At 69.6% G+C, this 19,716-nt stretch carries 15 protein-coding genes and 1 pseudogene; 5 read left to right on the top strand and 11 right to left on the bottom strand.

The window, feature by feature from the left end; all coding sequences use genetic code 11:
- From QM772_RS18075 to QM772_RS18065, 3 genes are all read right to left on the bottom strand, one after another.
- Positions 1-1,200, bottom strand: a complete 1,200-nt coding sequence (locus tag QM772_RS18075) for a CaiB/BaiF CoA transferase family protein (RefSeq protein WP_415138955.1) — start codon at positions 1,198-1,200, stop codon at positions 1-3.
- A gap of 11 nt (positions 1,201-1,211) precedes the next feature.
- A complete protein-coding gene (locus tag QM772_RS18070) occupies positions 1,212-2,060 on the bottom strand; it encodes a MaoC family dehydratase N-terminal domain-containing protein (protein ID WP_415138953.1) in 849 nt (282 codons plus the stop codon).
- A 122-nt stretch (positions 2,061-2,182) separates the two neighbouring features.
- Positions 2,183-3,349: an acyl-CoA dehydrogenase family protein gene (locus QM772_RS18065; protein ID WP_415138951.1), complete on the bottom strand. Its 1,167-nt coding sequence runs from the start codon at positions 3,347-3,349 to the stop codon at positions 2,183-2,185.
- Positions 3,350-3,461: 112 nt separating this feature from the next.
- Between QM772_RS18065 and QM772_RS18060 the strand changes: the two genes are divergently transcribed.
- Positions 3,462-4,391, top strand: coding sequence for a LysR family transcriptional regulator (locus QM772_RS18060; RefSeq protein WP_415138949.1), 930 nt, complete (start codon positions 3,462-3,464; stop codon positions 4,389-4,391).
- Here the strand turns inward: QM772_RS18060 and QM772_RS18055 are convergent.
- From QM772_RS18055 to QM772_RS18030, 6 genes are all read right to left on the bottom strand, one after another.
- Positions 4,388-5,569: a CaiB/BaiF CoA transferase family protein gene (locus QM772_RS18055; protein WP_415138947.1), complete on the bottom strand. Its 1,182-nt coding sequence runs from the start codon at positions 5,567-5,569 to the stop codon at positions 4,388-4,390. The genes QM772_RS18060 and QM772_RS18055 overlap by 4 nt on opposite strands.
- A gap of 33 nt (positions 5,570-5,602) precedes the next feature.
- On the bottom strand, positions 5,603-6,457 hold the full coding sequence (locus QM772_RS18050) for an IclR family transcriptional regulator (protein ID WP_415138945.1): 855 nt from the start codon (positions 6,455-6,457) through the stop codon (positions 5,603-5,605).
- A 5-nt stretch (positions 6,458-6,462) separates the two neighbouring features.
- Entirely contained in the window at positions 6,463-8,412 is a 1,950-nt protein-coding gene (locus tag QM772_RS18045) for an AMP-binding protein (protein WP_415138943.1), read from the bottom strand.
- 13 nt (positions 8,413-8,425) lie between these two features.
- On the bottom strand, positions 8,426-9,631 hold the full coding sequence (locus QM772_RS18040) for an acetyl-CoA C-acetyltransferase (RefSeq protein ID WP_415138941.1): 1,206 nt from the start codon (positions 9,629-9,631) through the stop codon (positions 8,426-8,428).
- A gap of 85 nt (positions 9,632-9,716) precedes the next feature.
- Entirely contained in the window at positions 9,717-10,466 is a 750-nt protein-coding gene (locus tag QM772_RS18035) for an SDR family NAD(P)-dependent oxidoreductase (RefSeq protein ID WP_415138939.1), read from the bottom strand.
- A 26-nt stretch (positions 10,467-10,492) separates the two neighbouring features.
- A complete protein-coding gene (locus tag QM772_RS18030; protein ID WP_415138937.1) occupies positions 10,493-11,368 on the bottom strand; it encodes a MaoC/PaaZ C-terminal domain-containing protein in 876 nt (291 codons plus the stop codon).
- Between the two features lie 227 nt (positions 11,369-11,595).
- Here QM772_RS18030 and QM772_RS18025 point away from each other — a divergent pair, with 227 nt between their 5' ends.
- Entirely contained in the window at positions 11,596-12,744 is a 1,149-nt protein-coding gene (locus tag QM772_RS18025) for an acyl-CoA dehydrogenase family protein (RefSeq protein ID WP_415138935.1), read from the top strand.
- Between the two features lie 170 nt (positions 12,745-12,914).
- Positions 12,915-13,709, top strand: a complete 795-nt coding sequence (locus tag QM772_RS18020) for an IclR family transcriptional regulator (RefSeq protein WP_415138933.1) — start codon at positions 12,915-12,917, stop codon at positions 13,707-13,709.
- Between the two features lie 28 nt (positions 13,710-13,737).
- On the opposite strand, the pseudogene QM772_RS18015 reads toward QM772_RS18020, so the two are convergent.
- Together QM772_RS18015 and QM772_RS18010 are read right to left on the bottom strand one after the other, a co-directional pair.
- Positions 13,738-15,247: pseudogene (locus QM772_RS18015) on the bottom strand (class I adenylate-forming enzyme family protein).
- Positions 15,248-15,327: 80 nt separating this feature from the next.
- The gene (locus QM772_RS18010; RefSeq protein WP_415138931.1) at positions 15,328-16,608 is read right to left on the bottom strand and encodes an acetyl-CoA hydrolase/transferase family protein; all 1,281 of its coding nucleotides are present in this window, start codon (positions 16,606-16,608) and stop codon (positions 15,328-15,330) included.
- 346 nt (positions 16,609-16,954) lie between these two features.
- Here QM772_RS18010 and QM772_RS18005 point away from each other — a divergent pair, with 346 nt between their 5' ends.
- Complete coding sequence (locus QM772_RS18005) at positions 16,955-17,737, top strand: SDR family oxidoreductase (RefSeq protein ID WP_415138929.1); 783 nt, start codon at positions 16,955-16,957, stop codon at positions 17,735-17,737.
- The gene (locus QM772_RS18000; protein WP_415138927.1) at positions 17,734-19,704 is read left to right on the top strand and encodes an FAD-dependent oxidoreductase; all 1,971 of its coding nucleotides are present in this window, start codon (positions 17,734-17,736) and stop codon (positions 19,702-19,704) included. The genes QM772_RS18005 and QM772_RS18000 overlap by 4 nt, the downstream gene beginning before the upstream one ends.
- Positions 19,705-19,716: the final 12 nt, after the last annotated feature.

The following is a 19,716-nucleotide window of genomic DNA, read 5'->3' as shown; positions in this document are numbered from 1 at the left end:
TCAGATCACTCCGGTGCTGCGCAGCTGCGCGATGTCGGCCTCGCTGCGCCCCAGTGCGCGCAGGATGGTCACGGTGTGTTCGCCCAGGCCGGGCACGGCGTCCATGCGGGCATCGAAGCTGCCCACGGTGGCGGGCGGCAGCAGCGCCTGCAGCTCGCCCGCCGGAGAGCCGATCGGGCGAAAGCGCTGGCGCGCATGCAGCTGCGGATGCGTCCACAGGTCGCCCACCTGGTTGACGGCGGCGTTGGCGATCTGCGCCTCGTCGAGGCGCGCGACCACCTCCTGCGCCGTGAGAGGAGCAAAGGTCTGCTCGATGACGGCCTTCAGGGCCGCGCGGTTCTCCACGCGGCGCACGTTGGCGTCGAAGCGCGGGTCGGTGGCCAGTTCGGGGCAGAGCAGGACCTTGTCGCAGAACAGCTTCCACTCGCGCTCGTTCTGCAGGCCCAGCATGACGACCTTGCCGTCGCCCGCGGCGAAGGGCCCATAGGGGTAGATGGTGGCGTGCGCGGCGCCATTGCGCGTGGGCGGCGCCTGATCGTCGTAGGCGTAGTACATGGGGAAGCCCATCCACTCGCCCAGCGCTTCCAGCATAGAGACCTCGACGTGCGAGCCCTCGCCCGTGCGGCCCCGTTGCAGCAGCGCGCTCAGGATGCCGGTGTAGGCGTACATGCCCGCCGCGATGTCGGCGATCGAGATGCCGGCCTTGCTGGGCTCGTCCCGGGTGCCGGTAATCGACAGGAAGGCCGCCTCGCTCTGGATCAGCAGGTCGTAGGCCTTCTTGTCGCGGTAGGGGCCGTCGGCGCCGTAGCCGCTGATGTCGCAGACGATCAGCTTGGGATACTGCTCGTGCAGCGCCTCGAACGACAGGCCCATGCGCGCGGCTGCGCCGGGCGCGAGGTTCTGCACCAGCACGTCGGCGCCGGCCAGCAGCTCACCCAGCAGTTGCTGCGCCTGCGGCTGCTTCAGGTCGAGCGTCAGGCTTTCCTTGGAGCGGTTCGTCCACACGAAATGCGACGCCAGGCCGCGCGTGCGGTGGTCGTAGGCGCGGGCGAAGTCGCCCACGCCGGGGCGCTCCACCTTGATGACGCGCGCGCCCAGGTCGGCGAGCTGGCGCGTGCAGAACGGCGCGGCGATAGCGTGCTCCAGCGTGACGGCCGTCATGCCGTGCAGTGGCCCTGGGCGAGGGGATGGTGACTGCATGGGTGGTGTCCTTATGCGATTTCCGCGCTGGCCTGCATGGCGAGCTGCCCTTGCGAGCCGCGCGCCCACAGGTGGGCCGTGCCGCCGTCGAGCTTGCCGTTCACCGTGAACGGCGCGGTATCGAACAAGGGGCTGACGGCCTTGAATTCGAAGCTGCGGACGGTCTTGTCCGGGTACGCGTGGCGCAGTTCCTCCATGAGCAGCGTGGCGATCAGCGGGCCGTGCACCACGAGGCCGGGGTAGCCCTCCTCCTGCATGGCGTAAGGCCGGTCGTAGTGGATGCGATGGCCATTGAAGGTGAGCGCCGAATAGCGCATCAGCAACACCGGGTCGGGCGTGACGGTGCGGCCGAACTGCTCGTCGGTGGGCGCGGCGGCGGGCTGCGGCGCGGGGGCGCCGGGAGCGGGCGGGTCGCGGTAGACGATGTCCTGCTCCTCGTGGATGGCAACGCCCTGCGCGCCCGACACCTCGTGCTGCACCGTCACGAACACCAGCCGGCCGCTGCGGCCTGCCTTGACGTTGATGCTCTTGATGAGCGAGACGCGCTGCACCGTCTCGCCCACCGGCAGCGGCTGCAGGAACTGCAGGCGCCCGCCGGCCCACATGCGCCGCGGCAGGGTGACGGGCGGCAGGAAACCGCCGCGTCGGGGATGCCCGTCGGGCCCGACGTTCGATTGACGTTCGCCCGGCAGGAAGTACAGCCAGTGCCACAGCGGCGGCAGGTGCGGCGGCAGCGAGGCGGCGCTGGCGGAATCCAGCGTGGCCTGCATCAGTCGGATGGGGGTAGGGGTGATCTGGTCGACGCTCTCGTCGGTGCGGCCCACCCAGGCGTCGTAGGTTTCGGTGATGTCTTGGCTCATACCGCGTCTTCTCTGCCCATACAAGAATGGAATCGGCCGCCAGTGCTTACGCAGCAAGCGCTGGGCGCTCTATTTTAAATAGCACCTGAATCAAGGCACCTGGTGCCGCCCTGCCCCTTTGCTCAGAACGAGCGGGGCAGCCCCAGCGTGTGCTGGGCGATGTGGCTGAGGATCATGTTGGTGGAGATCGGCGCCACCTGGTACAGCCGCGTCTCGCGGAACTTGCGCTCGACGTCGTATTCGCAGGCGAAGCCGAAGCCGCCGTGCGTCTGCAGGCAGGCGTTGGCGGCCTCCCAGCTCGCCTTGGCGGCCAGGTACTTGGCCATGTTGGCCTCGGTGCCCGCGTTCTCGCGCGCATCGATCTTCTGGCAGGCACGCCAGCGCATGAGGTTGGCCGCTTCCAGTTCGATGAAGCACTCGGCCAGCGGGAACTGCACGCCCTGGTTCTGGCCGATCGGGCGGCCGAAGACCTTGCGCTCGTTGGCGTAGTCGCGGGCCTTTTCCAGGAACCAGTAGCCGTCGCCGATGCACTCGGAGGCGATCAGCGTGCGCTCGGCGTTCAGGCCGTCGAAGATCACCTTCAGGCCCTTGCCTTCGGTGCCCAGCAGCGCGTCCTCGGGCAGCTCCAGGTTGTCGAAGAACAGCTCGTTGGTCTCGTGGTTGACCATGTTCAGGATGGGGCGCACGGTGAGGCCCTTGGCCGTAGCCTTGTCCAGCTCGACGATGAAGCACGACAGGCCGTCGCTGCGCTTTGCCACCTGGTCCACGGGCGTGGTGCGCGCCAGCAGGATCAGCAGGTCGCTGTGCTGCACGCGGCTGATCCAGACCTTCTGGCCGTTGACGACCCAGCGGCCGTCCTTCTTCACCGCCGTGGTCTTGAGCTTGGTGGTGTCGCTGCCCGTGGTGGGCTCGGTCACGCCCATCGACTGCACGCGCAGATCGCCGGCGGCGATCTTGGGCAGGTACTTCTGCTTCTGGGCCTCGCTGCCGCTGAACACGATGGTGTTCATCACGTACATCTGACCGTGGCAGGCGCCGGAGTTGCCGCCGCTGCGGTTGATCTCCTCCATGATGACCGAGGCCTCGGCCATCGACAGGCCCGGGCCACCGTATTCCTGCGGAATCAGCGCGGCCATCCAGCCGGCCTTGGTGAGCGCGTTGACGAATTCCTCGGGGTAGCCGCGCGCCTCGTCGATCTTGCGGTGGTACTCGGCCGGAAACTGGTTGCACAGGGCGCGCACGGCGTCGCGGATTTCCTGGTATTGGTCGGGCGCGGAAAGATGGCTCATGGAAAAGGTCTCCGAGGTGGGTGTCGTTAAAGAATAGTAATATTTGATGGAATCAAAAAAAAAATAGAATTTTTTGATCGGAACATCAGTTTTCGGCATCGCGGCATTCGCCATGGACCTCAAGCAACTGCGTGCTTTCGTCACCGTGGCCGAAACGGGCAACGTGACGCGCGCCTCGGCCCTGCTCAACCTGGTGCAGCCGGCGGTGTCGCGCCAGCTGCGGCTGCTGGAGGACGACCTGGGCACCGAGCTGTTCGAGCGCGGGCGCCACGGCATGCAGCTCACCGCGCCCGGCAAGGCCATGCTGGAATACGCGCGCCGCATCCTGGACGAGGTGGCGCGCGCCAAGGCCGAGATCCAGCCCACCGAAGGGCCGGTGGCCGGCATCGTGTCCATCGGCCTGCTGGCCAGCACCTGCGACCTGCTGGCGACGCGGCTGGCCGCCGAGGTGGCGCGGCGCCACCCGCGCATCCGCCTGCGCCTGACCATCGGCTACGCCGGCCATCTGCTGAACTGGCTGGAGGCCGGCGACGTGGACGCGGCCCTGATCTACGGTCAGAAGGAAACACCCGCGCTGCGCGTGAAACCGCTGCTGGAGGAAAGTCTGTGGGCCGTGGCCGCGCCCGCCGCCCGGCTGTCGCGCAGGCGCCCGCTGCCGCTGGCGCGCGTGGCGCGCGAGCCCTTCATCCTGCCCGCCGCGCCGCAGGGCCTGCGCGCCGTGATCGAGCACGCCGCCACCGAGGCCGGCGTGGCCTTGCAGGTGTTCGCCGAGACCAGTGCGCTCAGCGTGCAGAAGGAGCTGGTGGCGCAGGGCCACGGCTGGACGATCCTGCCCGCCGTGGCCGTCACGCAGGAAGTGGAGCGCGGCACCCTGAGCGCGGCGCCGTTGGCCGCGCCGGGGCTCAAGCGCACCATCGTGCTGGCCACGCCCGGCAGCCGCCAGGCCACGGCACCGGTGCGCTGCGTGGTCGATGCGCTGATGCACTGCGTGCGGACGACGTTCGAGCAGGGGCATTGGCCGGACGCGCGCTGGCTGGGTTAGACGATCCCGCGCCCGCGCAGATCGGCGATGGCTTCGGCATCCAGGCCGAGTTCGGCCAGGATCTCGTCGGTGTGCTCGCCGTTGAGCGGCGCGCGCTGGCGGATCTCGGGCGGCGTGCGCGACAGCGACACCGGCGTGGCGAAGATGGGCACCTTCTTCGGTGCACCAGGGTAGTCCATCCACTGAATGAGGTTGGCCGCGCGCACGGTCTCGTCGGCCAGCGCCTGGCTCGGCGAGTTGACGCGGCCGGCCGGGATGCGCGCCTTCTCCAGCAGGGTCAGGCATTCATCCAGTGACTTGTCGCGGGCCCAGTCGCTCATCACGCCGCTCAGGAACTCGCCGTGCTCGCCGCGCAGCTTGTCGTCGGCGAAGCGTGGGTCGTCGAGAAATTCCGGGTGGCCCACGAGCTGCGTCCAGCTCCTGAACATGGCACGGCCGATGACCTGGGTGATGAACCAGCCGTCCCGGGCCTTGAAGATGTCGGACGGTGCGTAGCCCGAGGCGCGATTCTGCGTGGCTGGTCGATCCAGACCCAGCAGCGCTTCCTCGATCAGCGCGCCGCTGGCCATGTTCAGGCCCGTGCACAGCAGCGAGGCGCCCACTTCCTGGCCCTTGCCGCTGCGCTGGCGTTCATACAGCGCCAGCACGGTGCCCAGCGCGCATGCGAACGAGGTGGCGAAATCCACCACCGGCACCATGGCCTTCTGCGGCTGCTCGGGCGTGCCGGCCATGTATACGGCGCCGCTGAGCGTCTGCCCCACGCCATCGAAGCCCACGCGGTCGCGCACGGCCTCGGCGTTGCCGAAGGCGTTGGAAGCCACCAGGATGATGTCGGGCCTGATGGCGCTCAGGGTTTCGTAGTCCAGCCCCAGGCTCCTGAGCGTGCGCGGCGGCATGTTGGCCACCACCACGTCGGCGCCCGCCACCAGCTTGCGCACGATCGCGCGGCCCTCCGGGCTGGCGAGGTCCAGCGTGAGGGAGCGCTTGTTGCGATTCAGTTGCAGGAACATCGCCCCATCTCCGCTTTCGGTGACGGGCACGATGTAGCGGTCCTCGCCGCCCTCCACCCGGTCGATGCGAATGACCTCGGCGCCGTAGTCGGCCAGCAGCGCCGCGCAATAGGGTCCGGCGATGAAGCGGCCGAAATCCAGAACCTTGATGCCTTCGAGTACTTTCATTTTCTTCTTGCGCGAAACCGGCCGGACACCACGTCACGACTCGAGTGTGTTGAATTCCGCCTGCAGCGTGCCCGCCAGCGCCAACAGGCGCGGCCCCAGTTCTCGCTCCACGCGGGCGCGGGTCATGCCCTGGCTGGCGCCGATGCAGGCCAGCACGAAGGGCATGTTGCCCTCCAGCCGCACCGGCGTGGCGACAATGCCCAGGTCGGGCTCCCATTCGCCGATGGCGGCGCAATAGCCCTTCTCGTAGACTTGAACCATGCCCTCGCCGGCGCGCCGGCGCAGCCGGGGCCAGTCGCGCGGCGCGTGGCGCTCCAGGTTCTCCAGCAGGTAGCTGCGCTCCAGCTCCGGCAGCGCCGCCAGCAGCGACCAGCCCATGGGCGACAGCGCCATGCCCACGCGCATGCCCACGTGCAGGGGCAGCGCAAACGGCAGATCGGGGTTGCGCCGGCTCTCCAGCACCACCAGGTCGAGCCGATCACGCACCGCCAGGCAGGCATGCACCCGGTACTGGCGCGCGAACGCCGCCATGTGCTCGCCGACCAGCCCCTGGATGGCCGAATGCGCGATCGCCGCATACCCCAGGCCCAGCACGGCGGGCAGCAGCCGGTATTTGCGCGTGTGCTCATCGTAGACCAGGTAGCCCAGCGCCACCAGCGAGCGCGCGATGCGGGTGACGGTGGACGGCGGCAGGCCGGTGCGCTGCACCAGCTGGCCGTTGCCCAGCCAGCGCTCGTGCGGCGTGAACGCCGACAGCAGCCCCAGCGCGCGCACCAGCGGCGTGACCACCGCGCCTCCCGGCCGGTGCCGCGGCGAGCCCGGCGCGTGCCCCCAGGCAGGGCGCGCCGCGCCCACCAGGCTGGTTGCGAGGCTGAGGCCTGTCGCCATGCCGCTCAGGCTGCCGGCGCGGCGGCGCGCACTTCGTCGAGCGCGGCCGGGTTGTCCAGCGACGACAGATCGCCCGGCGGCTGGCCGCAGTACACGCTGCGGATCACGCGGCGCATGATCTTGGAGCTGCGCGTCTTGGGCAGTTGGCCCACCACGTGCACCTTGCCGGGCCGGAACGGCCGGCCCAGGCGCTTGTCCACGTGGGCGGTGACGGCAGCCTGCAAGGCCTCGGCCGTGGCGGCGGCGCCGGGCTTGGGCACGATGAAGACCACCAGCTTCTGGCCCTTCTCGGCATCGGCCACGCCGATGGCGGCGGCCTCGGCGATGTCGGTGAGCTCCAGCACCACCTCTTCGACTTCGGCCGGCCCCAGGCGCTTGCCCGCCACCTTCAGCGTGTCGTCCGAGCGGCCCATCATGAAGAAGTGGCCGTCGGGCGTGCGCAGCGCCAGGTCGCCGTGCACCCAGATGCCGGGGATGGTCTGCCAGTAGGTCTCGAGGTAGCGCGTGTCGTCGTGCCAGAACGACTGCGTCATGCCCACGAAGGGCGCGCGGATCGCCAGCTCGCCCACCTCGCTGGTCACGCTCCGGCCCTCGGGGTTGACCACGTCGACGGCCACGCCGGGTGAGATGGTGTTGAAGCCGCTGGGCAGGATCGGCCGCACCGGCACGCTGGCCAGCAGTGCGCCTGAAACCTCGGTGCCGCCGGTGTAGTTGATGAGCGGCGCCGTGCCGTCGCCGAAGCGCTGCTGGAACCAGTTGAAGTGCTCGGGCGCGATGCCCTCGCCCGCCGTGATGAGCAGGCGCACGGTGGAACGATCGCCCGCCAGCGCCAGCGCCTCGTGGCTGGCCATGCCGCGGATCAGCGTGGGCGCGGAGCCGAAGTGCGTCACCCGGTGGCGCTCCACCACGCGCGACATGCGCGACCAGTCGGGGTAGTCGGGCGCGCCGTCATAGCACACCAGCGTGGCGCCGCGCAGCAGCGCGCAGCCCAGCACCAGCGTGCCGGCGATCCAGCCCATGTCGGCGGGCCAGCAGTACACGTCGCCGGGGTGTACGTCGAAGTGCACCAGCGAGTCGTGCGCGATCTTGATCGGGAAGCTGCCGTGCGTGTGCACCACGCCCTTGGGCTTGCCGGTGGTGCCCGAGGTGTAGATGACCATGAAGGGGGTGTCGGGCGTGACGACGACGGCGTCCTGACCCAGCCCTTTCGCCGCGGTGGCGATCTGCTGCCAGTCCAGGTCGCGCGCGTCCTGGGCCGTCTCGCCCTCGGCGCGTTTCCACACGACCTTTTCCAGCAGCGGCAGTTGCCGCCAGGCGTCGCGCAGCGCGCCCTGCACATCGACGCGCTTGGTGCGGCGCGAGAAGCCGGTGGAGGCGATCACCATGCGCGCCTCGGCGGCCGACAGGCGCGCCACGATGGCGTCGACGCCGAAGCCGCTGAACAGCGGCACCACCAGCGCGCCCAGGTGCACGATGGCCATCAGCGAGATGGTGGCCTCGACGCCGTTCTCCATCAGCAGGCCGATGCGGTCGCCCTGCTGCACGCCCTGCCGGGCCAGGCCGGCGGCGAAATCGCGCACGCGCTGCTCCAGCTCCGCATAGGTCAGCGAACCGACGCTGCCGTCCTCGCGCTCGCCGACCACGGCGGCCTGCTGCGCGGTGGCCGGGTTGCGCGCCCAGCCGTAGATGGTGTTGACCCAGTTGAGCCGGCCGCCGGGGAACCAGCTCGGGAACTGCGGCCCGCGCGACAGGTCCACGTAGCCCTTGGGCGGCTCGGTCCAGGCGATGGCGCATTCGCGCATCACGACGCCCCAGTAGCGTTCGGGCTCGGCCACGGAGACGCGCATCAGCTCTTCATACGAGGGCACGCCCAGGGCGCGCATCAGCTGCACGATGCCGGCGTTCTGCAATTCGCGCTGGCCCGGCTGCCAGGCTTGGGTGGATTCAGTGCTCATCGTTCGTCCCCTGTCATGCGCGCTCGAAGATCATGGCGATGCCCTGGCCGCCGCCGATGCACATCGTCTCCAGGCCGTAGCGCGCCTGGCGGCGCTGCATCTCGTGCAGCAGCGTGCTCATGATGCGCGCGCCCGTGGCGCCCACCGGGTGGCCCAGCGAGATGCCGGAGCCGTTGACGTTGAGCTTGTCTTCCAGCGCCTCCATCGTGCTGCCCCAGCCCTTGACGCAAGCGAGGGCCTGGCAGGCGAAGGCTTCGTTGAGTTCGATCAGGTCCAGCTGGTCGAACTTCAGGCCGGTGCGCGCCAGCAGCTTCTGCACGGCGGGCACGGGGCCGATGCCCATGCGCGCCGGGTCGCAGCCTGCAGCGGCCCAGCCGGTGATCCAGCCGATGGGCTCCAGGCCCAGTTCGGCCAGCTTGTCCTCGGCCACGATCAGGCAGGCGGCGGCGGCGTCGTTCTGCTGGCAGGCGTTGCCGGCGGTGACCACGCCCTCTTTCATGATGGTGCGCATCTTGGCCAGGCTTTCCGCCGTGGTGTCGCCGCGCACGCCCTCGTCCTGCTTCACGAGCAGCGGGTCGCCCTTGCGTTGGGGCACGGCGACGGGAACGATTTCCGCATCGAACAAATTGGCGGCCTGCGCGGCGGCAGCGCGCTGGTGGCTGCGGGCGGCGAAGCGGTCGGATGCCTCGCGGCTGATCTCGTACTCACGCGCCAGGGTTTCGGCCGTTTCGATCATGCCGCTGATCTTGCCGAAGCGGGCCTCGGGCTGCGAGCGCTCGCGGCCACGGTCCAGGCGGTCGTGCAGCTTGACGGTGCCGGCGCGCTTGCCCCAGCGCATGTCGGTGGTGTAGTACTCGACGTTGCTCATGCTCTCCACGCCGCCCGCCATGACCACGTCGGCCGCACCGGTCTGCACCATCATCGCGGCCGTGGCCAGGGCCTGCACGCCGCCGCCGCAGCGCCGGTCGAGCTGCATGCCCGCCACCTCGATCGGAAAGCCCGCCTGCAAGGCCACCCAGCGGCCGGTGCAGGGCGTCTCGCCGTTCGTGTAGCTCTGGGCGAAGACCACGTCGTCGATGCGCGCGGGGTCGAGCCGGGTGCGCTCCACGATCGCGCGCGCCACGGTGGCGCCCAGTTCCTCCACGGGAACCGGCTTCAGCGCTCCGCCGAACGCACCCACGGGCGTGCGCAGCGGGGAGACGATGGCTGCTCGTTTCATGTTCAGTGCCTCTCGAATAATTTTTGAATAAAATCGGCCTCTAGCGCCTATCCATCAAGCGCCGGCAGCTATTGTTTTAGAAGTCTCAGCCGTAGCGTCCGCCGGTGACGTGCAGCACTTCGCCGCTGATGAAGCCCGCGCGCTCGCTGGCGAGGAAGGCCACCGCGTCGGCGATGTCGTCGGGCTTGCCCACGCGCTTGATGGGCTGCGCGGCCACGGCGGCGTCCTTGATGGTTTCGTAGGTCGCCAGCGCCTGCACCATCTCGGTTTCCATGAACCCGGGGGCCACGCAGTTGCAGGTAACGCCGTAGCGGCCCTCCTCCTTGCTCAGCGCCCTGGCCATGCCGATCAGGCCCGCTTTGGCGGCCGAGTAGTTGGCCTGGGTGGGATTGCCCAGATGCGCGCGCGAGCTGATGTTGATGACGCGGCCCCAGCCCTGCTGGATGAAGTGCGGCATGACAGCCTTGGCGGCCAGGAAGGCGCCCTTGAGCATGACGGCCATGACGAAGTCCCAGTCGTCCTCGCTCATCTTCACCAGGTACTTGTCGCGCGGCGCGCCCGCGTTGTTCACCAGGATGTGGACGCCGCCGAAGTGGGCCACGGTTTCATCGACCAGGCGCTGCACGTCGGCGCCCTTGGTGATGTCGCCGACGATGCAGTGCGCGGCCAGGCCCTCGGCCTGCAAGGCTTGGGCGGTGGCCTGCGCCTGCTCGCCGTTGATGTCGGTGATGACGACCTTGGCGCCTTCCTGCGCCAGGCGGCGTGCGGTGGCCGCGCCCAGGCCGCGGGCCGAGCCGGTGACGATGGCGACTTTGCCGCTCAATCCCAGATCCATGGTGATGCTCCTCGAAAAGTTGGTGGTCAGCGCAGATCGACCCGCGCGTTGTTCAGGACGACGGCGCCGCGTTCCACGGCCGTGGTGCGCAGGGAAACCACGTCGCCGCGCACCCATATCTCGGTGCGCAGCGTGTCGCCGGGCCAGGCGGGCGCGGTGAAGCGCACGCGCATGCCGGCAAAGCGGGTGTCGTCGTAGCCCAGCACCGTGCGCAGCACGGCGTGGGCCGCGATGCCCATGGTCGCCATGCCGTGCAGGATGGGGCGCGCAAAGCCAGCGGCGGCCGCCACCGCCGGGTCGGCGTGCAGCGGATTCAGGTCGCCGCTCAGGCGGTAGATCAGCGCCAGCTGCGCGGGCGTGGCGAGGTCGCACACATGGTCCGGCGCGCCCTCGGGCATGGCGTGCGGCGCGGGCGGCGCTCCCGGGCTGCCGCCAGCGCCGAAGCCGCCATCGCCGCGCAGCAGATTCAACTGCACCACGGTAGCGAGCCGCTGGCCCGTGGCGGCGTCGGTGAGCTCGCGCGTCTGCTGCATGAAGGCGCCCCTGCCTTCACCCCGGTCCCACAGCGCGGTGACGCGCGTCGCACCCAGCACACGCCCGCCAGTGGGCAACGGCGCGTGCAGGCGGATCTCCTGCTCGGCGTGCAGCACCTTCTGCCAGGTGATGCCGGTGTCGGGCTCGCGGGCCCAGAAGCCGGGGTAGGCCAGCACGTTGGCCATGGTGGGCAAGGCGCGCAGCGACGCGCCGTCCTGCCCCTCGTACACGTAGCGCAGTTGCCCCGCGTCGAGCGGATCGCCGCCCAGCCCCAGGCCCAATGCGTAGAGCTGGGTGTCGCGCCGCATATAGGCGTGTTCGATGACCGGAAAAGGCCGTGCCAGCAGGCGGCCGGGATCGATGGGCATGGCGGACTTGTCTCCTGAAAGGCAGGCTCTACGATGCGGCGCCCGCCCCGTCGGCGTCAACCGGCAGCGCGTTCTTGTTCCGTACTTTGACACAACGAGAGGGGCCGCTCCGCAGTGCCTGCGGCACGCCATTCCTTCCATCTTTCGGAACGATCCGCCTGGCCCATTGCGCCGCCCGCGGTCCGGGCGGAAGATGGCCGCCATCTTTCCACCCGTGACGCACCGACATGATCCGCGACCAAGAAACGCTCAACGGCCTGCTCGACACCATTGCCCGCTTCGTGCGCGAGCGCCTGATCCCCAACGAGGAAATCGTCGCCGAGACCGACGAGATTCCCGCCGACATCGTTGAAGACATGAAGGCCATGGGCCTGTTCGGCCTGACCATCCCCGAGCGCTTCGGCGGCCTGGAGCTGACGATGGAGGAGGAAGTGCTGGTGGTGCTGGAGCTGTGCCGCGCCTCGCCCGTGTTCCGCTCGCTGCTGGGCACCACGGTGGGCATCGGCTCGCAGGGCATCCTGTTCGACGGCACGCCCGAGCAGCAGGAAAAATACCTGCCCAAGCTGGCCACCGGCGAGATGATGGCCTCGTTCGCGCTGACCGAGCCCGAGGCCGGCTCCGACGCCGGCTCGCTGCGCACCACCGCCATCAAGGACGGCGACCACTACGTCGTCAACGGCACCAAGCGCTTCATCACCAACGCGCCGCAGGCCGGCATGTTCACGCTGATGGCGCGCACCGACCCGGCCGTCAAAGGCGCGGGCGGCGTCTCGGCCTTCATCGTCGAGGCGGGCACGCCCGGCATCAGCTTCGGCAAGCGCGACAAGAAGATGGGCCAGAAGGGCGCGCATACCTGCGACGTGATCTTCGAGAACGTGCGCGTGCCCGCCGCCAACCTGATCGGCCTGAAGGAAGGCCAGGGCTTCAAGACCGCGATGAAGGTGCTGGAGAAGGGCCGCATCCACATCGCCGCCGTGGCCGTGGCCGTGGCCGAGCGCATGCTGGACATGGCGCTGCGCTACGCCGCCGAGCGCAAGCAGTTCGGCCAGCCGATCGGCAACTTTCAGCTGGTGCAGGCCATGCTGGCCGACAGCAAGGCCGAGATCTACGCCGCCCGCTGCATGGTGCTGGACGCCGCGCGCCGCCGCGACGACAAGCTGCCCAACGCCACCGAGGCATCCTGCGCCAAGATGTTCGCCACCGAGATGTGCGGCCGCGTGGCCGACCGCGCGGTACAGATCTTCGGCGGCGCGGGCTACATGAGCGAGTACGCCATCGAGCGCTTCTACCGCGACGTGCGCCTGTTCCGCATCTACGAAGGCACGACGCAGATCCAGCAGACGCTGATCGCCAAGAACATGCTGCGCGAGCTGTGATTCTGCGCACCCAATTGGCCGCCAGCGCTTAATCATCAAGCGCGAGCAGCTATGATTTTTGAAGAATCGGATCCATCGGCGCCGGACCGGAAACGCCGCCGTCCGCTTCGCTCGCGGGGCGGGTATCCGGCCGGCTGCTAGATTGACGAAGTTCCCCCGTGACTCCCGGCATGTTCCCCACTCCCCCTGCCCGCGACGGCGCCGCGCTGATGACCGTGGAGCGCGGGCTGGAGGTGCTGCGCGCATTCCGCTCGGCCCGCACCCCTCTGACCAACGCCGAACTGGTGCGGCGCACCGGCCTGCCCAAGGCCACCGTCTCGCGGTTGACCTCGACACTGGTGCAATCCGGCTTCCTGCGCCTGGTGCCAGGCAAGCGCGAGTTTGAACTGGCGGCCGGCGCCCTGGGCATCGGCCACGCCTACCTGGCCACCAACGACCTGCTGCAGGCCGCGCAGCCCTTGATGCAGGAGCTGGCCGACCGGCTCGACGTCTCGGTCGCGCTCGGCATCCAGGACGGCATCGACCTGCTCTACGTCGGCTACCGCGTCAGCCGCAAGGTGGCCACGCTGCGGCTGGGCGTGGGCTCGGTGCTGCCGATGTCCACCACCTCCATCGGGCGGGCCTACCTGTGGGGGCTGGCGCCGCCGCAGCGCCGTCAACTGGTCCAGGAACACGTGCGCCGCGCCGGCGCGGAAGGCAAGGCCCTGGCACGCGCCATCGACGCCTCCTTCGCCGAGTTGCAGGCCACCGGCACCTGCGCCGTGCTCGGCGGTTTCCAGCGCGGCACCTTCGGTGTGGCGCTGCCCATCCGCGTCGGCCGTGCGGGCCTGCCGATGAGCATGAGCTGCGGCAAGGCGGACATCGCGCTGAACCTGCAGTCGGAGCACGCGCGCATCGCCCCCGCGCTCAAGCAGGCGGCCACGCGGCTGCAGGATCTGCTGGCCGGCTTCGACGGCCCCCTGTGATGCGGGCAGCTTCGCCACCCCGTTTCTTCTATTCGCCCGCCGGCAGCCGCTCCAGCAGTTGGCGGCGCATCAGCTTGCCGTTGGCACTCATCGGCAGCTCGTCGATAGGGATGATGCGCGCCGGCCGCTTGTAGGGTGCCAGCTGCTCGCGCAGGTGACGCTGCAGCGCAGCCTCGTCGAGCGGATTGGCACGGTCGGGCACGATGAAGGCGATCACGGCCTCGTTGCCGTCGGCCTCCTTCTGCCCGACGACGGCCGAACGCAGGATGCCGGGAAAGCAGTTCAGCGCCTGCTCCACCTCGCCCGGATAGACGTTGAAGCCCGAGCGGATGATCATCTCCTTGATACGACCGACGACGAACAGCGCGCCGTCGGCGTGCAGCTCGCCCAGGTCGCCGCTGGCGTACCAGCCGCCGCTCCGCATCACCTCGGCCGTGGCGGCAGGGTCGCGGAAATAGCCGGGCATCAGGCCCACGCCGCGCAGCCAGAATCTCGCCGCGCTCGCCGGTGGGTTTTTCGCGTCCCGTGGCCGGATCGACGATGCGCAGTTCGGCCCCGGGAAAGGCGTAGCCGGCGCTGGTGTCCGCGCGCCGCTCGCCCAGCCGCGTGACGTGCAGCGAGCCCGCGTATTCCGACAGGCCGTAGCCATGGTGCAGCGTCTGGCCGAACAGCGCCTCGACCTTCTGCTTGAGCGCCAGGTCCAGCGGCCCTGCGCCCGCGTACAGGTAGCGCAGGCGCGGCGCCTCGGGGCGGGCGATGCCCTGCTCTGCGCAGTGCTGCAGCAGGCGCGCGAACAGCGCCGGCGGGCCCTGCACCTGTGTGACGCCGCGTTGCGCCAGCGCGTCGAACAACTCCGCCGTGTCGAACTGCGGGCGCATTTCCAGCGCCGCGCCCGCATGCAGCGAAGCCAGCAGCACCGTACCCAGGCCGAAGATGTGCGTCATGGGCGCGTAGGCGTAGACCTTGTCGTCCCGCCCCAGCGCGCGCGATTCAGCCGACACGCGCGCGAAGTGCAGCACGCCGCGGTGGGTCATCAGCACGCCCTTGGGCGCGCCCGTGGTGCCCGAGGTGAAGATGATGGCCGCCACGTCGCCGGCCAGCGGCTCGGGCTCGGCCACCGCCTCGGCGCACACCGCGCCGCGTACCAGGCCATCGATGCACGAGGGCCGCATGCCCAGGCGCTCGGCATGCGCAGCGGCAGCGGGCGACACGCCGGCGGTGAAGTACAGCACGCGCGCATCGGCCCTGGCGACGAAGGCATCGACCTCGCCGAAGGCCATGCGCGCGTTGACGCCGCACGACCACGCGCCCACGCGGCTGCACGCGATCAGCAGGGCAGCGTGCTCGGGACAGTTCTCGGCCACCACCAGTACGCGGTCGCCAGGGCGCACGCCGCTTTCGCGCAACTCGCGCTCCAGGGCCTCGGCCATGAGGCCCAGGTCGGCATAGCTCAGACTGCGGTCCGCCAGGTGGATGAAAGGCCGCTGGGGCGCCTCGGCCAGCCAGCGGTCCAGCAGCTCATGGACGCGGGTGGCCATCGCGGGACTTTCCAGTTTCATGCATCGAATCGGCCTCCAGCGCTTTATGGACAAGCGCTAGCAGCTATATTTTCGATAGTTCATGTGAAGGCGGCGCCGCAGCGGCGCAATGCCTCGTGCGCCTGACGTTCGAGCTCGGCGCGGTGCTCGGGCGCGGCGATGCCGATCATGCGCTGCACGCGGCGCGACAGCGGCTGACCGCGCAGGTCGGCCACGCCGTGCTCGGTGACGATCAGGCCCGCGTCGCTGCGCGGCGTGCTGACGGGGCCGCTGAGCTGCGCCACGATGCGCGTCGCGCCGCGGGCCGTCGAGGGCAGCGCCACGATGGGCAGGCCGCCGCGGCTGCGCGCGGCGCCGCGCAGGAAATCCACCGCCCCGCCCACGCCGCCCACGTACACGCCAGCCGCGACTTCGGCGTTGATCTGGCCCGTCAGATCCACCTCGATGGCGGCGTTGATGGCCACCAGTCGGTTCAGGCTGGCCAGCACCTCGGCGGCGTGCGTGTAGTCGGTGCCGCGCAGCGCCAGCGCCGGGTTGGCGTGCGCCCAGCGACGCAAGCGCTCGCCGCCCATCAGGATGCCGGCGATCGACACGCCCTCGTCGCGCCCTTTGCGCGCATTGGTCAGCACGCCCGCCTCGGCCAGGGCGACGACACCGTCGCCCGCCGCGCCGGTGTGCAGGCCCAGGTCACGCCGATCGTGCAGCGAAGACAGCACGGCCTCAGGCAGTTTGCCGATGCCCAGTTGCAGCGTCGCGCCATCCTGCACATGGGCCGCGATGTGGCGCGCGATGGCCTGCTCCACCGGGCCAGGGTCGGCGCGCTCGGCATCGATGGGTGGGTGCTCGGCATCGACCAGCAGGTCGAAGTCGGCCGCCTTCAGGTGCACGCTGCCGTGCGTCCACGGGACGGCCGGGTTGACCTCACCGATGACCACGCGCGCCTTCTCCAGCGCGGCGGTGAGGTATTCGTGCACCAGGCCCAGGCTGTGGCGGCCCTGCGCGTCGGGCGGCGAGACTTGCAGCAACACTGCGTCCACCGGCAGCACGCCAGAACGGATCAAGTCCGGCAGGTGCGAATAGTGGCTGGGCACGGCGTCCAGCACGCCGGCCTTCGCCAAATCCCGGTGCGGGCCGGCCGCGATGTAGCCGAAGAAGCCGATCGCATCGGCTTGCTCGGGCCGCAGGGTGTCGGAGTTGCCGATGCCCACGAACACCCGCAGCCGCCCGCCCCGCGCGAGCGCGTGGCGGTGCTGCACCACCGCGCGCGTGAGCGTCAGCGGCTCGGCCGTGGCCTGGCCCCACCACAACGCATCACCTGGGCGCAGCAGGCCCTGCAGGCGGGCGGCCAGGTCCTGAGCCATCAGCAAGCGCCCCGCACGGTGGCCAGCGATGGGCTCCGCCGTGCCGGCGAAGGGGATGCGAAAGCGTGGCGGTGGATCATCGGTAGATTCTCAGGAGCAGCAGAAGAACCGGCAGGCATACCGGGCTCACCGGCGATACGGAACCCGGGAAGCGATTATTGGCAGGCGCTCCCGGCGCGGCAATCGCCCGGGCGAAAGCGTTCCGTACTTCAAAACCGGCTCGCCGCATCGTCAATTGGAGGGCAAGAACTTTGCCCGAGCACCCAAAGTACGGAACGAGCAAAGGCGTTCCATTGAAATCGCTGCACCGTGCTGATGCAATGTCCATCAGTAGGAGACAAGCAACATGGACATGCAACTCAAAGGCCGGCGCGTACTGATCACCGGCGCATCGCAGGGCATCGGCGCGGGACTGGCGGAGTCGTTCGCCCGCGAAGGCTGCCATTTGGCGCTGGTGGCGCGCTCGGGCGACAAGCTCCAGGCGCTGGCGGCCAGCCTGCGCGCCGCACACAACGTGCAGGTGGACGTGCTGGCGCTCGACATGACGCAGCCCGGCGCCATTGAGCAGGTCGTCGGCTTCGCGGGCGACATCGACGTGCTGGTGAACAACGCCGGCGCCATCCCGGGCGGCAACCTGTGGGACGTGGATGCCCAAGCCTGGCGCAAGGGCTGGGAGCTGAAGGTGTTCGGCTACATCGACCTCACGCGCGCCATGTATCTGCGCATGAAGCAGCGCGGCCACGGCGTAATCCTCAACAACATCGGCAACGGTGGCCAGAACCCCGACTTCAACTACATCGCCGGCTCCACCGGCAACGCGGCGCTGATGGCCTTCACCTGCGCTCTGGGCGGGCGCAGCCTGGAGGACGGCATCCGCGTGGTGGGCGTCAACCCCGGCCCGGTGGACACGGAGCGCATCGCCAAGGTCATGCGCAACCACGCCGCGCGCCTGCTGGGCGACGAGTCGCGCGCGGGCGAGCTGCTGGCGGCCTACCCGCTGGGGCGCAGCGCCACGGTGGCCGAGGTGGCCGATTTGTTCGTCTACCTGGCCTCGACGCGCTCCAGCTACACCAGCGGGACCATCATCACGGTGGATGGAGGCATCAGCTCCAAGCGGTCGGTGTCATGAGCCTGTACCGGCACGTTTTCTCGCCGCTCAGAATCGGCGGCGTCGAGATTCCCAACCGCATCGTGCGCACCGCGCACGCCACGCGCCTGTCCGGCAAATACGTCAACGACGACCTGATCGCCTACCACCTGGCGCGGGCCAAGGGCGGCGCGGGGCTGTCCATCATCGAGAGCACTTCGGTGCATCCCTCCTCCACCTTCTCGCTGAGCGCCGCCGAGGACGACGCGATCGCGCCGATGCGCCGCATGGTCGACGCCATCGCGCCCACCGGCATGAAGCTGTTCACCCAGCTCTGGCACGGCGGCTACACCGACCCGGCGGCCGACGGCGGCCTGCCCTGGGCCGTGACGGCGCTGCCGGGCCGCTATTCAATCGCGCCCCCTATTCCGATGACCACTGACCAGATCGGCGAACTGGTCGAGTTCTACGGCAAAGCTGCGGCCCGGATGCAGGAGGCGGGCCTGAACGGCGTGGAGGTGCTGGCGGGCGCGGGCTATCTGTTCTCGCAGTTCTTCTCGCCCGTGCTCAACCAGCGCCAGGACCAATACGGCGGCAGCTTCGACAACCGCATCCGCGCGCTGCAAGAGGCGCTGCGCGCCATCCGCGCGGCCACATCGCCCGGCTTCGCGCTGGGCGTGCGCCTGGGCGGCAGCACCGATGCGCGCATCCTGACCGCCGAGGACGTGAACGCCATCGCCCTGCGCCTGCAGGCCGAGGGCCTGGTCGACTTCGTGAACATCACGCACGGCGACTATTACTTCCACGTCGAGCGCTACGCGGGCATGGACCGCCCCGTGGGCTACCAGTTGCCGGTCAGCGACCGCATCGGCCAAGGCGTCACCGTGCCGCGCATCATCGTGGGCCGCTACGCCACGCTGGACGACGCCGAGCAGGCGCTCAAGGAAGGCCATGCCGACATGATCAACATCGTGCGCGGCATGATCGCCGACCCGATGCTGGTGGTGAAGGCGCGCGAGGGCCGGGGCACCGAGGTGCGCCCCTGCATCAGCTGCAACCAGGGCTGCATCGGCGGCGTGTTCACGGGCCGCATGCGCTGCGCCGTGAACCCCGTGGTGGGCGACGAGGCCCGGCTGTCCGAGGACGACATCGTCCCCACCCAGCATCCGCGCAAGGTGCTGGTGGTCGGCGGCGGCGTGGCCGGCATGGAGGCCGCGCGCACGGCGCGGCTCATGGGGCACGACGTGACGCTGGTCGAAGCCACGTCCGACCTGGGCGGGCTGCTCAACGTGGCCAAGCACCTGCCCAAGCTGCACCTGATCGGCGATATCGCGATCTGGCTGGAGGCCGAAATCTACCGCCTGGGCGTCAAGGTGCAGCTCGCCACCTACGTCGAGGCCGACGAGGTGCTGGCCGAGAACCCCGACGTGGTCATCATCGCCACCGGCTCGCAGCCCACCGAGGTGCAGGAGTTCCGCCAGACGGCCGACCCCGCCACCCAGCTCCGCATCGCGCCTGGCGCGCGCGTGCTGACCTCGCTCGACCTGAGCATGGCGGGCGCGGGCGCCTGGGGCAAGACCGCCCTCGTGTTCGACGACATCGGCCACTACGAGGCCATCGGCTGCTGCGAGGCGCTGATCGACAGCGGCGCCGAGGTGACCTACGTGACGCGCCACCTGATGTTCGCCCCCGCCGTCGAAGGCACGGGCCGCACGCAGGCCGCGCTGCAACGCTTTCACAAGGCGGGCAGGTTCCGCATCGTCACGCAGTCCGCGCTGGCGTCCATCGACAAGGGCAGCGCCGAAGTGCGTTCGCTGTACGGCGAAACGGCGGAAACCGTGCCTGCCGATACCGTGGTGCTGGTCGGCTACCGCCAGTCGCAGAACGACATCTGGGAAAGCCTGCGCGGGCGCGTGCCGCAACTGCACATCGTAGGCGACGCGCTGTCTGCGCGCGACATTCAGCCAGCGATCCGTGAGGGCCACCTGGCGGCGCGCGCGATCAACTGAAGAGACCAGTCT

Source organism: Ottowia sp., from assembly GCF_047601385.1.
GTDB lineage: Bacteria > Pseudomonadota > Gammaproteobacteria > Burkholderiales > Burkholderiaceae_C > Ottowia.
The sequence above is the reverse complement of the archived record's forward strand: the minus strand, read 5'-3'. Positions and strand labels throughout refer to the sequence as shown.